The sequence below is a fragment of the Micromonospora sp. NPDC005707 genome (assembly GCF_040631005.1).
In the GTDB taxonomy this organism is placed as follows: Bacteria; Actinomycetota; Actinomycetes; order Mycobacteriales; family Micromonosporaceae; genus Micromonospora.
In genome coordinates, this window is record NZ_JBEXYR010000025.1 from 19,225 (window position 1) to 37,259 (window position 18,035).

Consider the following 18,035-nt stretch of genomic DNA (forward strand, 5'->3'; position numbering starts at 1 on the left):
GCCCCCCCACGGCGCCCCGCCGGCCGGACCCGGGCCCGGGCGGCACGGGCCGATCGCGGGTCGTGGGGGCACGGATTCCCCGGTCACGAGGTCGCGGGCGAGGATTTGCGCACGCCGGCACGGGTAGGTAGCGCAGCGACCGCACAGGGCCGCCGAGCCGCGTCAGGAGCAGCCGATGAGCACCATCCCCAGCGACCGCAGCCCGGAGAGCACATTGGCGTTCCTCCGCGAGGGCTACCGGTTCGTGGGCACGCGGTGCGACCGGCTCGGCAGCGACATCTTCCAGACCCGGCTGCTGCTGGAACCGACGATCTGCCTGCGGGGCCGCCCGGCGGCGGAGCTGTTCTACGACAACGAGCGCTTCGTCCGGCGCGGGGCCATGCCGATGCGCGGGCAGCGCACCCTGACCGGCGTGGGCGGCGTCCAGGGCCTCGACGGCGCCGAGCACCGGAACCGCAAGGCCATGTTCATGTCGATCATGACGCCGGCGGCGGTCCGCCACCTCGGGCAGCTCTTCGACGACGAGTGGCGGGCCCGGATCCCGGTCTGGGCGGAGTCCGGGCCGGTGGTGCTCTACGACGAGGTGGGCCGGATGCTGACCCGGGCGGTCTGGGCCTGGGCCGGGGTCCCGCTGGCCGACGCCGACGTGCCCCGCCGGACCGCCGAGATGCACGCGATGATCGAGGGACCGGCCGTGCTCGGTCCGGGGCACTGGCGGGGCCGGCTCGCCCGCCGCCGGGCCGAGCGGTGGGCCGGCGAGGTCATCGAGCGGGTGCGCTCCGGCACGCTGCCGGCGCCGGAGGGCAGCGCGCTGCGGGTCGTCGCCGAGCAGCGCGACGAGCGGGGCACCCCGCTGCCCCGCCGGATCGCCGCGGTGGAGCTGCTCAACGTTCTCCGCCCGACCGTCGCGGTGGACCGCTTCGTGGTCTTCGCGGCGCTGGCGCTGCACGACCACCCGCACTGGTGCGACCGGGTCCGCGACGACGACGCGGCCACCGAGAGCTTCGTGCAGGAGGTACGCCGGTACTACCCGTTCTTCCCGCTCGCCGCGGCCCGCGTCCGGCGCTCGTTCGAGTGGCAGGGGTACGTCTTCCCGCAGGGCCGGCGGGTGCTGCTCGACCTCTACGGCACCAACCACCACCCGCGGCTCTGGCCGGAGCCGGAGCGGTTCCGGCCGGAACGGTTCGACGGCTGGCGGGATGACCCGTTCCGGCTGATCCCGCAGGGCGGCGGCGACCACCTCACCGGCCACCGGTGCGCCGGCGAGTGGATCACGATCGAGCTGATGAAGCGGGCGGTCGGCAACCTCACCGGCGCGATGAGCTACCGACTGCCGCCGCAGGACCTGGCCCTGGACCTCGGGCGGATGCCCGCCCTGCCACCCAGCGGCCTGGTCCTCGACGGCGTCCGCCGTACCGCTTGATCAGCCCGTCACGACGCCACCACGAGCGCCTGCGGGGCGGCCTGCTTCATCCGGGTGCGCAGCCACTTGAGCTGGATCGCGGTCTCCTGCTCGCAGGCCCGCACCACCCCGAGCAGGTCCTCGTCCCGGGCCCCGTACGCGGCCTGCCCGACGACGGTCCAGCAGATGTCGCACTCGGCGGCCATGAGGTAGAGGTCCTGGAGGTCGCGGAGCAGCCCGATCGGCCCGGTACGCGTGCCGGCGAACAGCTCGGAGTGCAGCCGGTCCGGCTCGGCCGGGGCCTCCTCGGCGTACCGGCGGGCGAAGGGGGCCAGCTTCTCCGCATGGGCACGGCACTGGGTGGCCAGCTTCTCGCAGGTGTGGAAGACGTCCGGCTCGTCCCCATGCGCCTCGCCCACCTCGGTGAACGCGTCCCCGAGCCGTTCCTGGGCCTTGTGCAGCAGGCCGAGATAGTGCGCCAGGTGCATGTCACTCCCCCCTCGACGACGCCTCGGCGGCGGGCCCGCCGACCGTGGCCGGGATCCCCGAACCCTCCGGCGGGGCGGAGCCGCCCACCGTGGGGGCGGGCGAGGGCCGGCCGCCCGAGTCGGCCTCCTTCACCACCCGCACCGCCGCCACCTTGAAGATCGGCTGCTTGGAGACCGGGTCCCACGCGGTGATGGTCAGCTCGTTGGCCGCCCGGTCGTGGCGCCCCGCACCCGGTGCGGCACCGTCGGCCGCGTCCCAGTAGCCGTAGTGGAAGGGAAGGAAGACCACGCCGGGGCGTACCCCGCAGATGCGGGCCCGGGCGCGGACGACGCCGCGCGGCGACTCGATCCGGACCAGGTCCCCCTCGCCGACGCCGAGCCCCTCGGCGTCGGCCGGGTTGAGCTCCACCCACGACTCGGGGGCGGCGTGCACGAGCTGGGTGGCCCGGCCGGTCTTGGTCCGGGTGTGGAACTGGTAGACGGTCCGCCCGGTGGTCAGCAGCAGGGGGAAGTCCCCGCTCGGCACCTCCGGCGACGGCTGGTACGGGGTGGCGTGCAGGAACGCCCGCCCGGCGGGCTGCTTGGCCCGGTACTCCTCCGGCAGCAGCTCGGCGCCGGTGGCGAGGTCGTGACCGTACGACTCGCAGTAGTCCGGGTCGGTGTTGAACACCCCGTCGGTGTAGAGCCGCTCGGTGCCGTCCGGGTGCTCGTCGGTGCACGGCCACTGGACACCGCCGGTGCGCAGCTTGTCGTAGGTCATCGCCGTGTAGTCGCAGGGCCGGCCGCGGGAGCACTCCTTCCAGGCCTCGAAGACCTCCTCCGGCCCGGTCCAGGTGATCAGCGGGTTGCCGTCGGCGTCGCGGAAGTCCATCCGGCGCGCGTAGTCGAGGAAGATGTCCAGGTCGGGGCGGGCCTCGCCGGGCGGCTCGACGGCCTTGTCGGAGATGTGCACGGTCCGGTCGACGCTGGTGAACGTGCCGGTCTTCTCGCCCCAGGTGGCCGCCGGCAGCACCACGTCGGCCAGCTCGGCGGTCTCGGTCAGGAAGAGGTCCTGCACCACCACGAACAGCTCCGGGTTGGCGAGGATCCGGCGGATGCGGGCCAGGTCGGGCAGGGAGACCGCCGGGTTGGTGGCCGAGATCCACAGCAGCTTGATCGAGCCCTGCTCGGCGTACCGGAAGATCTGCATGGCGTGCGTCGGCGGCGCCCAGTGCGGGATCTTGTCGACCTCGACGTTCCACAGCCGGGCCAGCTCGGCGATGTGCTCCTCGTTGGCCCAGTTGCGCAGGCCGGGCAGGTCGCCGTCGGCGCCGCACTCGCGGTTGTTCTGCGCGGTGGGCTGGCCGTTCATCTGGTAGAGCCCGGCGCCGGGCCGCCCGAGCATGCCCCGGATCAGGTGCAGGTTGTTCACCTGGCAGGAGGCCGCGGTGGCCTGGTTGGACTGGTAGAAGCCCTGGAGGACGGTGGAGAGCAGGCGCTCCGACCGCCCGAGCAGTTCGGCGGCGCGCTCGATGTCCGCGGCCCGCAGGTCGCAGATGTCGGCGACCTTCGCGACCGGGTAGTCCTCCACCACCTGGCACAGCTCCTCGAAGCCGAGCGTGTGTTCCCGGACGTACGCCTCGTCGTACCAGCCGCGGTGGATCACCTCGCGGAGCAGGCCGTTGAGCAGCGCCTGGTTGGTGCCGTTGCGCAGCGCCAGGTGCACGTCGGCCTCCCGGGCCACCGGGGTGGCGCGCGGGTCGACCGCGAGCATGGCCGGCGGGTTCGGACCGCGCCGCCGGTCCAGCATCCGCATCCAGAGCACGGTCTGGGTCTCCGCGACGTTGTGTCCCCACAGCGCGATGGCGTCGCAGTGGTCCACATCGGTGTACGACCCGGGCTGCCCGTCGGTGCCGAAGGACGCCTTGAGCGCCGCGGCGGCCGTGGCCGTGCAGAGCCGGGTGTTGCCGTCCATGTGCGGGGTGCCGATCCCGGCCTTCCCGATCACCCCGAGCGTGTAGTACTCCTCCAGGAAGAGCTGCCCGCTGGTGTAGAAGCCGAAGTGCCCCCAGCCCCCCGGGCCGTCCAGCAGCTCCTTCGACCGGGCCACGATCCGGCCCATGGCGGTGTCCCAGTCGGTCTCGACCAGCCGGTCCCCCTCTCGGACCAGGGGCCGGCGCAGCCGGTCCGCGCTGTGGTTGGCCTGCCAGCCGTAGAGGTCCTTCGGGTCGACCCGGCCGTGGTTGATCCGGTCCCCGGCGCGGCCCCGGACCCCGACGATCCGGTCGTCGACCACGGCGATGTCCATGGCGTCGCCGTTGGAGTGCAGGATCGAGGCGCTGGGCACCCAGCGCCGCACGTCGGCCTCGGTGTGCCCGTCGGCCAGGAAGGTGTCCACCCGCACCGGCCAGCGCTCCCCCGGCCCGTACGGCGTGCGCGGCCCCCAGGGGTCGGCGATCCGGTCCACCACGGCTCATCCCTCCTTCGGCGCCGCCCACAGCGGCATCGGCCGGCCGGTCGCCCGGTTGACCAGCAGGTCCACCGCGGTCACCAGCAGCACGGCGGCGAGCGCCACGACGAGCTGGACCGGAGTGTGCAACAGCCCGAGGCTCACGATCAGTGTGGTCGCGCCGGCCGGCGGATGCGCGGCCTTCAGCAGCACCAGCACCGCGGCGGTGACCGCGAGCGAGCCGGCCGCGGCCACGATCCGCGCCCCGGACACCCCCTCCTGGAGGGCGGACGGGTGGTCGGCCAGCCCGGTGACCACCAGGAGCGCGTACCCGGCGAGCAGCGCCACCAGGTGCCCGATCACGGTGTTGCGCGGCGAGGACTCCGGCTTGCCGGGCTGCTCGATGTGCAGCATGATCGCCGGTCCGAGGCTCGGGAACAGCCACGGCTGCCGGGTCAGCAGGGCCACCGCGCCGGCAACCACCACGGCGACCGCGCTGCCGGCGAAGGCCCGCGCGGCGGGCCGGGACGGCGTCTCATCGATCTCGGCGGGCATGTGGTTGCTGTACCCCGCCGTGGAACTTCGAATCGACGCGCGTCCCGGCCGTTGCGCGTCCGGTCAGGCCGGCTGCGGGTGCAGCACGGTCCGCAGGCAGCCGTCCTCCTTCTTCTGGAAGATCTCGTAGCCCCGGGCCCCCTCCTCCAGCGACATCGGGTGGGTGGCCAGGTAGGCCGGGTCGATCTCGCCGATCGCGACCCGGTCCAGCAGCATCGGGATGTAGCGCTGGGCGTGCATCTGCCCCATCCGCAGCACGAGCGCCTTGTTCATGGCCGCACCGAGCGGGAACTTGTCCACCAGGCCGCCGTACACCCCCACGATGCTCACCGTGCCGCCCTTGCGGCACGCCATGATCGCCTGCCGGATCGAGGTGGGCCGGTCGCTCTGCAGCCGGGCGCTCTGCTTGGCCTTGTCGTACGCGTAGACCGGCCCGACGTCGTGGGCCTCCATGCCGACCGCCTCGATGCAGGCGTCGGGCCCGCGCCCGGCGGTCAGCTCGCGCAGCGCCTCCAACACGTCGGTCTCCGCGTAGTTGATCGTCTCGACGCCGAGCCGCTGCGTGGCCGTGGCCAGCCGCTCCGGCAGCCGGTCGATGACGATCACCCGCTCGGCGCCGAGGATCTGCGCGGACCGGGCGGCCATCTGACCCACCCCGCCGGCGCCCCACACGGCCACCACCTCGCCGCCCTTGAGTCCGCAGAAGTCGGCCGCCATCCAGCCGGTCGGCATGGCGTCGGAGGCGAACACCACCGAGTCGTCCGGCACACCGTCCGGCACGGTGAACGCGCCGACGTCGCCGAACGGCACCCGGATGTATTCGGCGTGGCTGCCCGAGTAGCCGCCGGCCGCGTGCGAGTAGCCGAGGATGCCGGCCGGCGAGTGGCCCCAGAGCTTCTCGGTGAAGACCGGCTGCGGGTTCGAGTTGTCGCAGAGCGAGTACTGCTCGGTGCGGCAGTACCAGCAGCCGCCGCAGGCCACCACGGAGCCGACCACCACCCGGTCGCCGACCCTGATCCGCCGCACGTCGGGGCCGGTCTCCACCACCTCGCCCATGAACTCGTGGCCGAGGATGTCACCCTCGCGCATCGCCGGCAGGTACCCGTTGATCAGGTGCAGGTCGGAGCCGCACACGCTGCTGGCCCGCACCTTGACGATGATGTCGCCGCCGGACCGGATGGTCGGCTCCGGCACGTCGCGCACGGCCAGCTTGCCGACGCCCTCCCAGCACAGCGCCCTCACGGCCGGCCTCCCGCCATCAGCTTCTCCCGAACCCGGTCGGTCGCCTGCTCCTGCTTCGGGCTGCGCCCCGACGGGTCGTGCCGGGTGTCCAGCACCTGGCCGGTCTCGATGAGGGACTTGATCCGGCGCAGGCCGCTGCGCAGCGCGACGTCCGGGTCGTCCCCACCCGTCAGGCCGAGCGCCCGGCGTACCGGGCCGGACCGCCAGCGCATCTCGGCACGGATCTCGGTGCCCCGGTCCTGCGGTGCCGGCACCAGCTCGACCCGCCCCTCCTGGGCCACCGGTCCCTCGGTGACCCGCCAGCTCAGCCGGCCCGGGCCGGCCACGGTGATCTCGGCCCGCCATTCGGTGCCGCCGCCGGCCGGGTCCCTCGCCACGCAGCTCCACCGGTTGTCGTCGAGCTGCTCCAGCGTCGCCCACTCGGCGAGACCCCGGTCCAGCCGTTCCCGGTCGGTCCAGAAGCCGATCACCGCCTCCAGCGGCCGGTCCACGGTGATGCCGCGGTGGACGACGTACCAGCCGTCCGCCCGGTCGGGTTGATGCCGGCGCCGGCGCCGGGCCACCACCCGGCCGACCCCGAGCGCGGTCACCGTGGCCGCGCCGGCCAGCGCCCACCTCGTCGCGTTGCTGCTGCTCATCACGTCTCCTCCGCCGGGGCGCCTCGGACCGCCCGCATCCCGGTGCGCTACCCGGCCCGGCGGCGTCGAAACGGCGAAACGGTTTGATCACCGAAATTTCGGGCACGCTGCCGTCCCTGCCCGACCGAGAGGGGCGCACCCGTGGTCATCGACCCCCGCCAGTCCGGCCGGCACCGTCCGGCCGGCGGCATCCAGGAGGCGCCCGCCCGCCTCGACCCCGGCGCGGCGTCCACGCCGGACCGGCTACCGCTGGCGTACGTCCTGCCGCTGCGGGCGGACTCCGACAGCGGCGGCGGGCTGACCGGGTACCTGCGCGAGCTGAGCCGGTGGGTGGACGTCATCGTGGTCGACGGGTCGCCGCCGGAGGTGTTCGCCCGGCACGCCGCCGCGTGGCGGGGCCTGGTCCGGCACGTCCCGCCCGATCCCGCGCTGCGCGGTCGCAACCCCACGGCGCTCGGCGTGCTGACCGGCGTCGGCCTGGCCCGTCACGAGCACGTGGTGATCGCCGGCGACGACGTCCGCTACGACCTCGCGGGGCTGCGCGCCGTGCACGGGCTGCTCGACCGGGTGGACCTGGTCCGGCCGCAGCACCACGTCGACCCGCTGCCCTGGCACGCCTGGCGGGACACCGGCGGGACGCTGCTGCGCCGGGCGGTCGGCGGCGACCGGCCGGGAACCCTCGCGGTGCGCCGGAGCACCTTCCTGGCCATGGGCGGCTACGACCCGGACGTGCTCGCCGGGAACCTGGAGCTGGTCCGGACGGTCCGGGCGTACGGGGGTGCCACGCGTGCCCCCGCCTGGCTGTACGTCCGCCGGCTCCCGCCGGCCGCCGCGCGCCGCCAGTCGTACGACGAGGTGGCCCGGCCGGGATGGCTGCTGGCCGCGCTGGCGGTGCTGCCGGCCGCGGCGGCCGCGCTCGCCGCCCGCCGGCCGGGGCTGCTGCTGCGGGCCGGGGTGGCGACGGTGGCCGTGGCGGAGCTGGGCCGGCGACGGGCCGGCGGCGCCCGCGTCTTCCCGGCGCACACCTCGCTCGCGGCGCCGCTGTGGCTGCTGGAACGCGGGGTCGGCGCCTGGCTCGCCGTGGGCCGGCGCCTGCGCGGCGGCGCGCCCGGCCCCGACGCCGGTCAGGCCGCGCACTCCATCCGGGCGCTGCGCCGGCGGCTCGCCGAGCGCCGCCCCGACGACCTGGTGCTCTGGGTGGAGACCGGCGCCGCGCCGGCCCCGGCCCGGTCGGACCGGCTGCCGCGCTGAACCGGCGACCCCGCACACGACAGCTCGCGGCCACTCCCCGGCGTGCTGCCGGGAGTGGCCGCGAGCTGCGGCGTACGGATGTCGGCGGTCAGTACCGCACCTGGTCGCGGGACTGCTGCGCGGTGTCCTTGACGTCCTGCGCGGCGGACTTCGTGTCGTCCTTGACGGCGTGCACGGCGTCCTGCGCGGTGGACTTCACCGACTCGGTGGCCTGCTGCGCCGGCTCGCGCAGCTCCTCCTTCAGCTCCCCGGCGACCTCGCTGAGCTTCTCCTTCACCACGCCGCCGTGCTCGGCGGCCTTCTCCTTGACCTGCGCGGCGACCTGCTGCTCGCGGCGGGTGGCCGGGATCAGCGAGGACACCAGCATGCCGACGCCGAAGGCGATCACGCCGGCCGCGATCGGGTTGCCCTCGGACTTCTCCAGCAGCACCTGCGGGGCCCGGTGGGCGGCGTCGCCGACGGTCGAGGCGGCGGCGTGCGCCTTGTCGCCGACCGTGGACGCCGCCGAGGAGGCGTGGTCGCCGACCGAGTGGGCGGCGTGGCCGGTGCTGTGGCCGAGGTCCGATGCGGTTCCCATCACCTTGTCCTTCACGTTCGTCAGCGCGCTGCGGACGCGCTGCTTGCGGTCGTCGACGATCCGGCCCGGGCTGACCTTGTACGCCAGGGCGTCCACGTCCGAGCTCAGGTTGCTGCGAGTGGCTTCGATCTCCCGGCGGATCTGGTCGGGATCGGTGCTCATCGGGTGACTCCCTCCGGGTGCGGCTTCAGCGCGTCGGGGATGCGCTGCACGCTGTCGTTGGTCTGCTTGAGGCCGCGGATCCGCTCGGCGTTCTTCTTGGCCATCGAGTAGAGGACCGCGGCGATCACGGCCCAGATCACGGCCACGATCAGCGCGGCCAGGCCCGAATCCATCACGTTGTCCAGGAACTGCCACAGCGCGATGGAGACGAAGAGCGCCACCATGTAGCCGCCGAAGCCGGCGCCGCCGAAGAGGCCGGCGGCCTTGCCCGCCTTCTTCCCCTCCTGGCGGATCTCGGCCTTGGCCAGCTCGACCTCCTGGCGCATCAGCGTGGAGAGGTCGGTGGTGACCTGGCGCATCAGCTCACCGAGGGAGCTGCCGCGGACCTCGTCCGCGCTGTGCGGCGCGCCCGCCGCGTCGTAGCCGGAGTCCAGCCCGGACCCCTGCGTCGGCATGCTCATGCCGTCGCCTCCCTTCTGCCGCTTCGGCCGTTCACGGACGGTTGACGCCGCTCGACGGCACGCCCGGCAGCGGGTCGGTCCGGCTCGGCGGGGGCAGCGGCTGGCCGGTGCCACCCTCCGGGTCGGCCCAGGTGTTCGGGGCGCCGCCGCCCGGGTAGGTCGCACCCGGCGCGGAGTAGCCCGGGTCCGGCTCGGCGTACGTGCCGGGCGTCGGGTCGAGGTAGCCGCCCGACGGCACCTGCTCCGGCACCGCCCGGGAGGTCGGGATGACCGCGGTCCGGTCCGGGTCGTACGACGGCTGCACGGCGTTGCCGTCGCCGACCGCCGCGATGTTCCGGGTCAGCCGGCCGGCGACCACACCCAGCAGGGCGGCGCCCACCAGGAAGGTCCCCGGGTTGCGGCGGGCGTAGTTCTTCACCTCGTGGAGCAGGTCGCCCGGCTCGCGCTGCTCCAGCCAGCCGGCCACGCCGTGCACCCGGTCGGCGGCCTGGTGGGCCAGCTCGGTGACCGGGCCCGCGCCGCCGCCGTTCTGCGCCATCGAGCGCATCTCCTCGGCCAGCGACCGCAGCCCGCTGGCCGCGCGCTGCTGCTGCTGGCTGGTCTGGGCGGTGACCTGGTTCCGGGCCTCGCCGTAGAGGTTGCGGGCCTGGCGCTTGGCCTCGCCCACGACCTCCTGGCCCTGCTCCTTGGCGGTCTGGGCGACCGCGCCGCCCGCGTCGGCGGCCTCGCTGCCGACCTGGCGGGCCTGGTCGCGGACCCCGCCGCCGTTGGTCGACTGGTACGTGCCGGACGTGGATGAGAGATCGTAAGTCATGATGTCCCTTCCGCTCGGAATTCGTAGCGGTTGTGCTGGGGGGATCACGCCGGCGTTGCTGCCGGCGTGTCGGAATCCCTACCCCCGGTCGCCGGGTCCATGCCTGATTCGTCATTTCTCTGCGGAGCCGCCCCGCGCCGGTCACACAATGGAGGGTCTGCCCGCCCGGGTGGTGGTGTGCTCCACGGAGGTGACAGCGATGGCACGTGACGTGCGCGGACGCGCCGCGGCCCGGTCCCGGCCGCCGATCCAGAAGGTCGCCCTCGCGGTGGCCGCCGTCTTCGTGCTGATCGGTGTGCTCGGCTTCGTCCCCGGCTTCACCACCCACTACGGCGACCTCCGGTTCGCCGGCCACCACTCCGAGGCCAAGCTCATCGGCCTGTTCCAGGTGTCGATCCTGCACAACCTGCTGCACCTGCTCTTCGGCCTGGCCGGCCTCGTGCTGGCCCGGCGGGTCGCCGGGGCGCGGCTGTTCCTGGCCGGCGGGGGCGCCGCCTACCTGGGCCTCTGGCTGTACGGCTTCGCCATCGACCGGGAGACCGCGGCGAACTTCGTGCCGTTCAACGACGCCGACAACTGGCTGCACCTCTTCCTCGGCTTCGGCATGCTCGCGCTGGGCCTGCTGCTCAACAACGACGTCGGCAGCGGCGGGCGGCCGGACACGCCCCTCGACCGGCCCTGACCAGCGCGTCACCCGTTCGGGCGGCACCGGCCGCGACACACCGGCCCGCGTTTGCCCGCGCGGCGGCGGGGGCACAGGACCACCACGGGGAGTGACCCCGGCGGGACGAGGAGGTCCGGCGATGCCACGGTTGTTGCGGGACAACGCGCTCACGGTCGCCATGCTCGGCGCGTTCGTGGTCTTCCTGGTGTTGCAGAGCGTGTTCGGCTGGCAGGTGCACAACGAGGAGTTGGCCGAGTACGGCGCCGCGCCGCTGAGCTGGTGGACGTACCTGGGCACCGGGCACTTCGCCGAGGCGGTCTTCGAGAACTGGGAGTCGGAGTTCCTCCAGATGGGCGGCTACGTGCTGCTCACCGCGTACCTCGTGCAGAAGGGCTCGGCCGAGTCGAAGCCGGAGGGCCAGACGGACCGCCCCGAGGACGACCCGCGGCACGGGACCCCGGACTCCCCCTGGCCGGTGCGGGCCGGCGGCCTGCCGCTGGCGATCTACCGGAACAGCCTCTCCATCGCGCTGTTCATGATCTTCGCGGGCTCGTTCCTCGGTCACCTGTTCGGCGGCGTGGCCGCCTACAACCAGGAGCAGGCGTTGCAGAGCGGCGCCGCACCCATCAGCGCCTCGCAGTTCCTCGGCACCAGCGACTTCTGGTTCCAGTCCATGCAGAACTGGCAGAGCGAGTTCCTCGCCGTGGGCGTGCTGATCCTGCTCAGCATCGTGCTTCGCCAGCACGCCAGCCCCGAGTCCAAGCCGGTCACCGCGGCCCACGCCGAGACCGGCGCGTAGCTGTCCGCCTCAGGCGGCGACCGGGAGCCGCTTGGCGAAGCACACGCTGTACGGGTTGTGGACGTACTCCCCGTACACCGGGATGGGCCGGTAGCCGCAGGACCGGTAGAGGCCGATGGCGGCCGGCAGGTAGCTCCCGGTCTCCAGGCACACGGTGGTGTGCCCCTGCTGGAAGGCCAGCTCCTCCAGGGCGGCCAGCAACTGCCGGGCGATCCCCCGCCCCCGGTACGCCGGCCGGACGTACATCCGCTTCAACTCGCCGGTGCGAGCGTCGAGGGCCTGGAGGCCGCCGCAGGCGACCGCCCGGCCGCCCTCGACCACCGCCAGGTAGCGGATGTCGTCGTGGGTGATCGTCGCCTGCCCGTCCAGGCCGCCGTCGGCCTCGCGCAGCTCCCGCTGCTGCGCGACGACCAGGGCGGCGACCTCGGGATCGGTGGCGGGACGGGATTCGATCAGCATCCCGTCACGGTAGGTCGGCCGGATTTCGCGGAGGTTTCCGACGAACATCCCGAACGCGGACGGAGCGGAACTAGTCCCAGTCCTCGTCGTCGGCGTCGTCCTGCGGGGCGGCCGCCTCCAGCTCGTCCTCCGGGCGCACCCGGCGCGCCTTGCGCGCGGCCAGCCGCTCCGCGGCGGAGACCCGGGTCGACTTGTCCTCCAGCCGGACGTCGGTGCCCCGGTTGCCGGGAACGAAGTCCACCCCGGCGTAGAGGGTCGGCTGCCAGTCGAACTCCCGGTCGCCGATCCGGACCAGGTCGCCCGCCTGGGCGCCGGCCTTGGCCAGCTTCTCCTCCACGCCGAGGCGGGCCAGCCGGTCGGCCAGGAAGCCCACCGCCTCGTCGTTGTCGAAGTTCGTCTGCTTGACCCAGCGCTCCGGGCGGCTGCCCCGGACGGTGAAGGACCCGTCGTCCTCCGCCTCGATGGTGAAGCCGGCGTCGTCGACCGCCCTCGGGCGGAGCACGATCCGGGTCGGCTCGGCCGGCGGCGCGGCACGGCGCGACTGGTCGACCAGCTCGGCCATCGCGTACGTCAGCTCCCGCAGCCCCTCGCGGGTGGCGGTGGAGACGTCGAACACCCGGAAGCCACGGGCCTCCAGGTCGGGCCGGACGATGTCGGCGAGGTCCCGCCCGTCCGGCACGTCGATCTTGTTCAGCGCCACGAGGCGGGGGCGGTCGGTCAGACCGCCGTACTGGGTCAGCTCCGACTCGATGGCGTCGATGTCGGCGAGCGGGTCCCGGCCCGGCTCCAGCGTCGCCGTGTCGACCACGTGCACCAGCACGGCGCACCGCTCGACGTGGCGGAGGAACTCCAGGCCCAGCCCCCTGCCGGTGGCCGCACCCGGGATGAGCCCCGGCACGTCGGCGACCGTGAAGGTGTGGTTGTCCACCCGGACGACGCCCAGATTGGGCACGAGCGTGGTGAACGGGTAGTCGGCGATCTTCGGCTTGGCGGCGGAGATCACCGAGATCAGGGAGGACTTGCCGGCGGAGGGGAAGCCCACGAGGCCGACGTCCGCGACGCTCTTCAGCTCCAGCACCACGTCGAGCCGGTCGCCGGGCTCGCCCAGCTCGGCGAAGCCGGGGGCCTTGCGCCGCGCGTTCGCCAGCGAGGCGTTGCCCCGGCCACCGCGACCGCCCCGGGCCGCCTCGAACGTGGTGCCCACACCCACCAGGTCGGCCAGCACCTCACCGTCGAGGGTCTGCACCACGGTGCCGTTCGGCACCTTGATCACCAGGTCGCGGCCGTTGGCCCCGTCCCGGTTCGAACCGGCACCGCCCTTGCCGTTCTCGGCCTTCATGTGCGGCCGGAAGTGGAAGTCGAGCAGCGTGGTCACCTGCGGGTCGACGACCAGCGAGACGCTGCCGCCGTGCCCGCCGTTGCCGCCGTCGGGGCCGCCGAAGGGCTTGAACTTCTCCCGGTGGATGGAGACACAGCCGTGCCCGCCGTCGCCGGCCTGCATGTGCAGGACGACCCGGTCAACGAACGTCGTCACGACGCAATCCTTCCAGCGGGGCACGCCCCCGCGTGCGAAAAGACGAAGCGGGCCGGGACACGAGGTCCGCGGCCCGCTTCGCCGGAGAATTACTGCTGCGGCACGATGATGCTGACGGTCTTGCGACCGCGCTTGGTGCCGAACTGGACCGAGCCGGCGGCCAGCGCGAACAGCGTGTCGTCGCCGCCACGGCCGACCAGGTCACCGGGGTGGAACTTGGTGCCACGCTGACGGATGAGGATCTCACCCGCGCTGACGACCTGACCACCGAAGCGCTTCACGCCGAGCCGCTGGGCCGCGGAATCGCGACCGTTACGCGAGCTGGACGCACCCTTTTTGTGAGCCATTGGAGGACGACCTACTTCCCGCTGGAGATGCCGGTCACCTTGACCTGGGTCAGCGGCTGGCGGTGACCCTGGCGCTTGTGGTAGCCGGTCTTGTTCTTGAACTTGTGGATCCGGATCTTCGGGCCCTTGGTGTGCGCGGCGATCTCGCCGGACACCGCGACCGTGGCAAGCTTCGCCGCGTCGGTCACCAGGTCGTCACCGTCGACGAGGAGCACCGCGGTGAGCTTCACCGCGTCGCCGGGGGCACCGGCGAGCTTCTCGACCTCGATCACGTCGCCCTCGGCGACCTTGTACTGCTTGCCGCCGGTCTTGACGATCGCGTACATCGGAGGCGGACTCCCTGTCGTTGAGGCTGCTGGCGTCTTCACCCACCGTTACCGGTCGGTTGTTCCCACGGCGTCTCGCCGGGAGCCGTGACACCGGCGGCGCGGGCACGCGGGAACTCGGCACACCAAAGTGCGCCGCAGGCAAGCGTACGCCATACCCGGCCCGCCACCCAAACCGGGCCGCCCGGTCAGGCCGGACAGAGCTCGTCGAGCCGCCCCTGGAGCCGGTCGAACTCCGTCTCGTCGATCGACTGCACGTCCGTGCCGAGCCTGCCGACCTCCGTGGCCAGGTCCGCCAACAGGGTACGCAGCCGCGGGTCGGCCGCCTGCCCGGACTGCTCCCGCAGCGTGTCCCGCCAGCCCGCCAGGGCCGTCTCCGCGTCCTTCCGGGCGGCGTCCGCGGTCTTGCGGTCGCCGCGGCCCGTGGCGCGCAGCATCTCGGCCAGCTTGAACACGTACGTCTGCACGGCGGCGGACCCGGCCTGCTTGGCGCGGGCGCAGACACCCGGGTCCCCGGTCACCGTCGGGGCCGGTGTGGGGGCGGTGGGCGGTGGGGCCGGTGAGGCGAAGCCCACCGCGAACGGGTCCTGGCCCCGGTCGGCGCAGCCGGCGCCGGCCAGCAGGACCCCGGTCAGCGCGGTGACCACGAACACACGACGCATGTCTCCTCCTCCGGGGCGGCCGTCCCGACCGGGGGTCGACGGAGACGGCAGGGCCCCTGCCCCGGACTCTGTTGCCGGTGCAGGGGCCCTGTCAAACGCCGTGCAGGTCAGCGGCTCACGGCCGGGTACGCCGCCGCGCGCCGCCGCGCCGGGAGCGCCGGCGGCCGGCGCCGGCCTCGGCGCCCTCGTCGTCACCGATGGCGTCCGGGTCGTCCGCGGCGGCCAGCCGGGCCGAGTCGCCCTCCTGGCTGTCCGCGACCGCCGGGGCGGCCGCCGTCTGAGTCTCGAACCGGGACAGGTCGTAGCCCTGGGTGTCGTAGTAGTCGTCGTCCGACACCTCGACCACGGCCTTCTCCGGCGCGGCCGGGGTGGGCTGCTCCGCGGCCTCCGCGGCGGGCTTCTCCGCGGCGGCCTTGCGGCCCCGGCGGCGGCCCTTCTCCTCGGTGGCGGGGCTGGTGACGGCCGAGGCGACCGCCTTGACCTTCTCGCCCGCGCCGCCGCGCGGCTTCTCCGGCACCGGCTCGGTGTGGATGATGACGCCCCGGCCCTTGCAGCACTCGCAGGTCTCGCTGAACGCCTCCAGCAGGCCCGCGCCGATCCGCTTGCGGGTCATCTGCACCAGGCCGAGCGAGGTGATCTCGGTGACCTGGTGCTTGGTGCGGTCCCGGCCGAGGCACTCGGTGAGCCGGCGCAGCACCAGCTCCCGGTTCGACTCCAGCACCATGTCGATGAAGTCGATCACCACGATGCCGCCGAGGTCGCGCAGCCGGAGCTGGCGCACGATCTCCTCGGCCGCCTCCAGGTTGTTCCGGGTGACCGTCTCCTCCAGGTTGCCCCCGGAGCCGGTGTACTTGCCCGTGTTCACGTCGATGACGGTCATCGCCTCGGTCCGGTCGATCACCAGCGAGCCGCCGGACGGGAGGAAGACCTTCCGGTCCAACCCCTTGAGGATCTGCTCGTCGATCCGGTACTCGGCGAACACGTCCGTGGTGCCGGCGTGCCGGCGCAGTCGCGCCACCAGGTCCGGCGAGACGTGCGACAGGTAGGACTCGACCAGGTCGTACGCCGGCTCGCCCTCGATGACCAGCTCGCGGAAGTCCTCGTTGAACAGGTCCCGGACCACCCGGATGACCAGGTCGGGCTCCTCGTAGAGCAGCACCGGGGCGCCACCCTCGGCCGCCTTGGCCTGGATCTCCTCCCACTGCGCCTGGAGCCGCTTGACGTCCCGGGCCAACTCGTCCTCGCTGGCGCCCTCGGCGGCCGTCCGGACGATCACCCCGGCGCCGTCCGGCACCAGCTTCTTGAGGATGTCCCGCAGCCGCTTGCGCTCGGTGTCCGGCAGCTTCCGGCTGATGCCGGAGGCGTTGCCGTTCGGCACATAGACCAGGTGCCGGCCGGAGAGCGCGATGTGGCTGGTCAGCCGGGCGCCCTTGTGCCCGATCGGGTCCTTGGTGACCTGCACCAGCACCGAGTCGCCGGACCTGAGCGCCTGCTCGATCGAGCGGGCCCGGCCCTCCAGGCCGGTGGTGTCCCAGTTGACCTCGCCGGCGTAGAGCACGGCGTTGCGGCCACGCCCGATGTCGACGAAGGCCGCCTCCATGCTGGGCAGGACGTTCTGCACCTTGCCCAGGTAGACGTTGCCGGCCATGGTGCCGGACGAGTTGCGGGTCACGTAGTGCTCGACCAGCACGCCGTCCTCGAGGACCGCGATCTGCGTCCGGTCGCCCCGCTGGCGGACGGCCATCACCCGGTCGACCGCCTCCCGGCGGGCCAGGAACTCCGACTCGCTGAGGATCGGCGGGCGGGTACGCCGCTGCTCGCGGCCGTCCCGGCGGCGCTGCCGCTTGGCCTCCAGCCGGGTCGAGCCCGAGACGCCCTGCACCTCGTCGACGGCCTTGCGCGGCTCGCGGATCTTGACGACGGTGGGCACGCCGTCCTCGGCGGCGGTCTCCGCCTCGCCCGCGCCCCGGCGGCGGCGACGACGGCGGCGGCGGGTCATCCCCTCGCCCTCGGCCTCCTCCTCGTCCTCGGCCTCCTCGGCCTCAGCCTCGGCGGACTCGGCCCGGACGGCCTCCTCGGCCTCCTCGTCCTCCGCCTCCTCGGCGCCCCGGCCGCGGCCACGGCCCCGGCGGCCCCGACGGCGACGGCGCCGCATGGCGGCCTCGTCCTCGTCCTCCTCCGCCTCGGCGACCTCGTCGGCCTCGACGGTCGGCTCCTCCTCGACCTCGACCTCGACCTCGGCCTCCACCGGCTCGGCCTCGCGGCGACCCCGGCGGCGGCGCCGGCCGGTCTCCGCCGGCTCCTCGACCGGCTCCTCGGCGACCGGGTAGGTGACCCGGACGACCGGGGCCTCCTCGGGCTGCGGAGGCATGAACAGGACGGTCGGCGCGGAGAGCGCGGCGCGGCGCCGACGGCTGGTCGGCGCGGGCTCCTCGACCGGCTCCTCGACGGGACCCGGCACCGCGGCACCCGGCGACACCTCACCGGTCCGGTCCTCCGGACCGCCGGCGCGGGCCAGGACGGCCTCGTCGGCGGTCGGCTCGTCCTCGGCGTCCTCGCCGACCGCGTCCTCGTCCTCCGGCTCGCCCTCGGCGAGTGCCGGAGCGGCGGGCGGCTCGGTGTCGGCCTGCGGCTCGGCGACCGCGTGCGGCTCGGCCGCCGCCCCGGTGGGCGTGTCGGTCGGCGCCTCGTCCGCGGCGGCCTCGGCCGCCGGCGGGGTGCTCTTGCGGCGGCGGGTGCGGGTCACCTTGACCGGCGGCACCACCTCGTCGGAGGCGGCCTCCGCCCCGGCCGCGACCACCGGCTCCTCGGCCGCCTTGGCGGGCGTCGCCTTGCGCCGCCGCCGGGTCTTCGGCGCGGCCTCCAGGTCCCCCGCGACCGGGGCGAACACCTCGGCCTGCGGCGTCTCGCCGGTGCCGGTCGCCGTGGTGTGCGCCTCGACCGGCGCGTCGGTCTGCTCCGGCTGGTTCAGCGGCGCGGCCTTGCGGCGGCTGGCCCGCTTGCGGGCCGGCGGCTTGACCTCGGCGGTGCTGTCGGTGCTACTGGTGGCGGTTGCCTCGGCCGGCTCTGCGCCGGTCCGTTCGCCGCCCTCGGGCTCGTTCTCGAGCATGGACGTTCTCCAGTTCTGGCTGCCCCGGGCGCGGGTGAGCGCTGCCACGCAGGGTCGCCGCAAAAGGTGTTTCCGCCGGTCGCGCAGGCGCGCGACCGCCGAAGTCTGCCTGCCAGA

18 protein-coding genes are annotated in these 18,035 nt (G+C 73.9%); 4 read left to right on the top strand and 14 right to left on the bottom strand.

The window, feature by feature from the left end:
• Positions 1-175 precede the first annotated feature (175 nt).
• On the top strand, positions 176-1,423 hold the full coding sequence (locus tag ABZ452_RS30945; RefSeq protein WP_357950515.1) for a cytochrome P450: 1,248 nt from the start codon (positions 176-178) through the stop codon (positions 1,421-1,423).
• A gap of 8 nt (positions 1,424-1,431) precedes the next feature.
• Here ABZ452_RS30945 and ABZ452_RS30950 read toward each other — a convergent pair whose 3' ends face one another.
• The 5 genes from ABZ452_RS30950 to ABZ452_RS30970 form a co-directional block, all read right to left on the bottom strand.
• Positions 1,432-1,890, bottom strand: a complete 459-nt coding sequence (locus ABZ452_RS30950) for a hypothetical protein (RefSeq protein ID WP_357950517.1) — start codon at positions 1,888-1,890, stop codon at positions 1,432-1,434.
• Position 1,891: 1 nt separating this feature from the next.
• Entirely contained in the window at positions 1,892-4,339 is a 2,448-nt protein-coding gene (locus ABZ452_RS30955; protein WP_357950519.1) for a molybdopterin oxidoreductase family protein, read from the bottom strand.
• 3 nt (positions 4,340-4,342) lie between these two features.
• Positions 4,343-4,873 (bottom strand): HPP family protein, encoded by a 531-nt coding sequence (locus ABZ452_RS30960; RefSeq protein ID WP_357950522.1) that lies wholly within the window; start codon positions 4,871-4,873, stop codon positions 4,343-4,345.
• 63 nt (positions 4,874-4,936) lie between these two features.
• Positions 4,937-6,115, bottom strand: a complete 1,179-nt coding sequence (locus ABZ452_RS30965; RefSeq protein WP_357950524.1) for a zinc-dependent alcohol dehydrogenase — start codon at positions 6,113-6,115, stop codon at positions 4,937-4,939.
• A complete protein-coding gene (locus tag ABZ452_RS30970) occupies positions 6,112-6,753 on the bottom strand; it encodes a cyclase (protein ID WP_357950527.1) in 642 nt (213 codons plus the stop codon). Before ABZ452_RS30970 ends, ABZ452_RS30965 begins: the two co-directional genes overlap by 4 nt.
• 141 nt (positions 6,754-6,894) lie before the next feature.
• Between ABZ452_RS30970 and ABZ452_RS30975 the strand changes: the two genes are divergently transcribed.
• Positions 6,895-8,004 carry a glycosyltransferase family 2 protein gene (locus tag ABZ452_RS30975; protein ID WP_357950529.1) on the top strand — a complete coding sequence of 370 codons (1,110 nt, stop codon included), beginning with the start codon at positions 6,895-6,897 and terminating at the stop codon, positions 8,002-8,004.
• Between the two features lie 88 nt (positions 8,005-8,092).
• Here the strand turns inward: ABZ452_RS30975 and ABZ452_RS30980 are convergent, their stop codons facing one another.
• From ABZ452_RS30980 to ABZ452_RS30990, 3 genes are read right to left on the bottom strand one after another with little or no spacing between them, the layout of a single operon-like run.
• Positions 8,093-8,743, bottom strand: coding sequence for a DUF3618 domain-containing protein (locus tag ABZ452_RS30980; RefSeq protein WP_357950532.1), 651 nt, complete (start codon positions 8,741-8,743; stop codon positions 8,093-8,095).
• Positions 8,740-9,204, bottom strand: a complete 465-nt coding sequence (locus ABZ452_RS30985; protein ID WP_357950535.1) for a phage holin family protein — start codon at positions 9,202-9,204, stop codon at positions 8,740-8,742. Before ABZ452_RS30985 ends, ABZ452_RS30980 begins: the two co-directional genes overlap by 4 nt.
• A 31-nt stretch (positions 9,205-9,235) precedes the next feature.
• Complete coding sequence (locus tag ABZ452_RS30990; protein WP_357950538.1) at positions 9,236-10,018, bottom strand: hypothetical protein; 783 nt, start codon at positions 10,016-10,018, stop codon at positions 9,236-9,238.
• Positions 10,019-10,217: 199 nt separating this feature from the next.
• On the opposite strand from ABZ452_RS30990, the gene ABZ452_RS30995 reads away from it, so the two are divergent.
• Both ABZ452_RS30995 and ABZ452_RS31000 read left to right on the top strand, forming a co-directional pair.
• Entirely contained in the window at positions 10,218-10,700 is a 483-nt protein-coding gene (locus ABZ452_RS30995) for a DUF4383 domain-containing protein (protein ID WP_357950541.1), read from the top strand.
• Between the two features lie 121 nt (positions 10,701-10,821).
• A complete protein-coding gene (locus tag ABZ452_RS31000) occupies positions 10,822-11,481 on the top strand; it encodes a DUF6766 family protein (protein ID WP_357950543.1) in 660 nt (219 codons plus the stop codon).
• Between the two features lie 9 nt (positions 11,482-11,490).
• Here ABZ452_RS31000 and ABZ452_RS31005 read toward each other — a convergent pair whose 3' ends face one another.
• From ABZ452_RS31005 to ABZ452_RS31030, 6 genes are all read right to left on the bottom strand, one after another.
• Complete coding sequence (locus ABZ452_RS31005) at positions 11,491-11,940, bottom strand: GNAT family N-acetyltransferase (protein ID WP_357950545.1); 450 nt, start codon at positions 11,938-11,940, stop codon at positions 11,491-11,493.
• Positions 11,941-12,010: 70 nt separating this feature from the next.
• On the bottom strand, positions 12,011-13,474 hold the full coding sequence (obgE, locus tag ABZ452_RS31010) for a GTPase ObgE (protein ID WP_357950547.1): 1,464 nt from the start codon (positions 13,472-13,474) through the stop codon (positions 12,011-12,013).
• Between the two features lie 89 nt (positions 13,475-13,563).
• Positions 13,564-13,821, bottom strand: a complete 258-nt coding sequence (rpmA, locus tag ABZ452_RS31015) for a 50S ribosomal protein L27 (RefSeq protein WP_357950550.1) — start codon at positions 13,819-13,821, stop codon at positions 13,564-13,566.
• 11 nt (positions 13,822-13,832) lie between these two features.
• Entirely contained in the window at positions 13,833-14,147 is a 315-nt protein-coding gene (gene rplU, locus ABZ452_RS31020) for a 50S ribosomal protein L21 (protein ID WP_357280013.1), read from the bottom strand.
• A 188-nt stretch (positions 14,148-14,335) separates the two neighbouring features.
• Complete coding sequence (locus ABZ452_RS31025; RefSeq protein WP_357950553.1) at positions 14,336-14,809, bottom strand: hypothetical protein; 474 nt, start codon at positions 14,807-14,809, stop codon at positions 14,336-14,338.
• A gap of 115 nt (positions 14,810-14,924) precedes the next feature.
• Positions 14,925-17,918, bottom strand: coding sequence for an Rne/Rng family ribonuclease (locus ABZ452_RS31030; RefSeq protein ID WP_357950556.1), 2,994 nt, complete (start codon positions 17,916-17,918; stop codon positions 14,925-14,927).
• Between the last annotated feature and the right edge of the window lie 117 nt (positions 17,919-18,035).

Coding starts and splice junctions, on each gene's coding strand:
- ABZ452_RS30945 (WP_357950515.1), top strand. CDS start 176: ATGAGCACCATCCCCAGCGACCGCAGCCCGGAGAGCACATTGGCGTTC.
- ABZ452_RS30950 (WP_357950517.1), bottom strand. CDS start 1,890: ATGCACCTGGCGCACTATCTCGGCCTGCTGCACAAGGCCCAGGAACGG.
- ABZ452_RS30960 (WP_357950522.1), bottom strand. CDS start 4,873: ATGCCCGCCGAGATCGATGAGACGCCGTCCCGGCCCGCCGCGCGGGCC.
- ABZ452_RS30970 (WP_357950527.1), bottom strand. CDS start 6,753: ATGAGCAGCAGCAACGCGACGAGGTGGGCGCTGGCCGGCGCGGCCACG.
- ABZ452_RS30980 (WP_357950532.1), bottom strand. CDS start 8,743: ATGAGCACCGATCCCGACCAGATCCGCCGGGAGATCGAAGCCACTCGC.
- ABZ452_RS30985 (WP_357950535.1), bottom strand. CDS start 9,204: ATGAGCATGCCGACGCAGGGGTCCGGGCTGGACTCCGGCTACGACGCG.
- ABZ452_RS30990 (WP_357950538.1), bottom strand. CDS start 10,018: ATGACTTACGATCTCTCATCCACGTCCGGCACGTACCAGTCGACCAAC.
- ABZ452_RS30995 (WP_357950541.1), top strand. CDS start 10,218: ATGGCACGTGACGTGCGCGGACGCGCCGCGGCCCGGTCCCGGCCGCCG.
- ABZ452_RS31000 (WP_357950543.1), top strand. CDS start 10,822: ATGCCACGGTTGTTGCGGGACAACGCGCTCACGGTCGCCATGCTCGGC.
- ABZ452_RS31005 (WP_357950545.1), bottom strand. CDS start 11,940: ATGCTGATCGAATCCCGTCCCGCCACCGATCCCGAGGTCGCCGCCCTG.
- rpmA (WP_357950550.1), bottom strand. CDS start 13,821: ATGGCTCACAAAAAGGGTGCGTCCAGCTCGCGTAACGGTCGCGATTCC.
- rplU (WP_357280013.1), bottom strand. CDS start 14,147: ATGTACGCGATCGTCAAGACCGGCGGCAAGCAGTACAAGGTCGCCGAG.
- ABZ452_RS31025 (WP_357950553.1), bottom strand. CDS start 14,809: ATGCGTCGTGTGTTCGTGGTCACCGCGCTGACCGGGGTCCTGCTGGCC.
- ABZ452_RS31030 (WP_357950556.1), bottom strand. CDS start 17,918: ATGCTCGAGAACGAGCCCGAGGGCGGCGAACGGACCGGCGCAGAGCCG.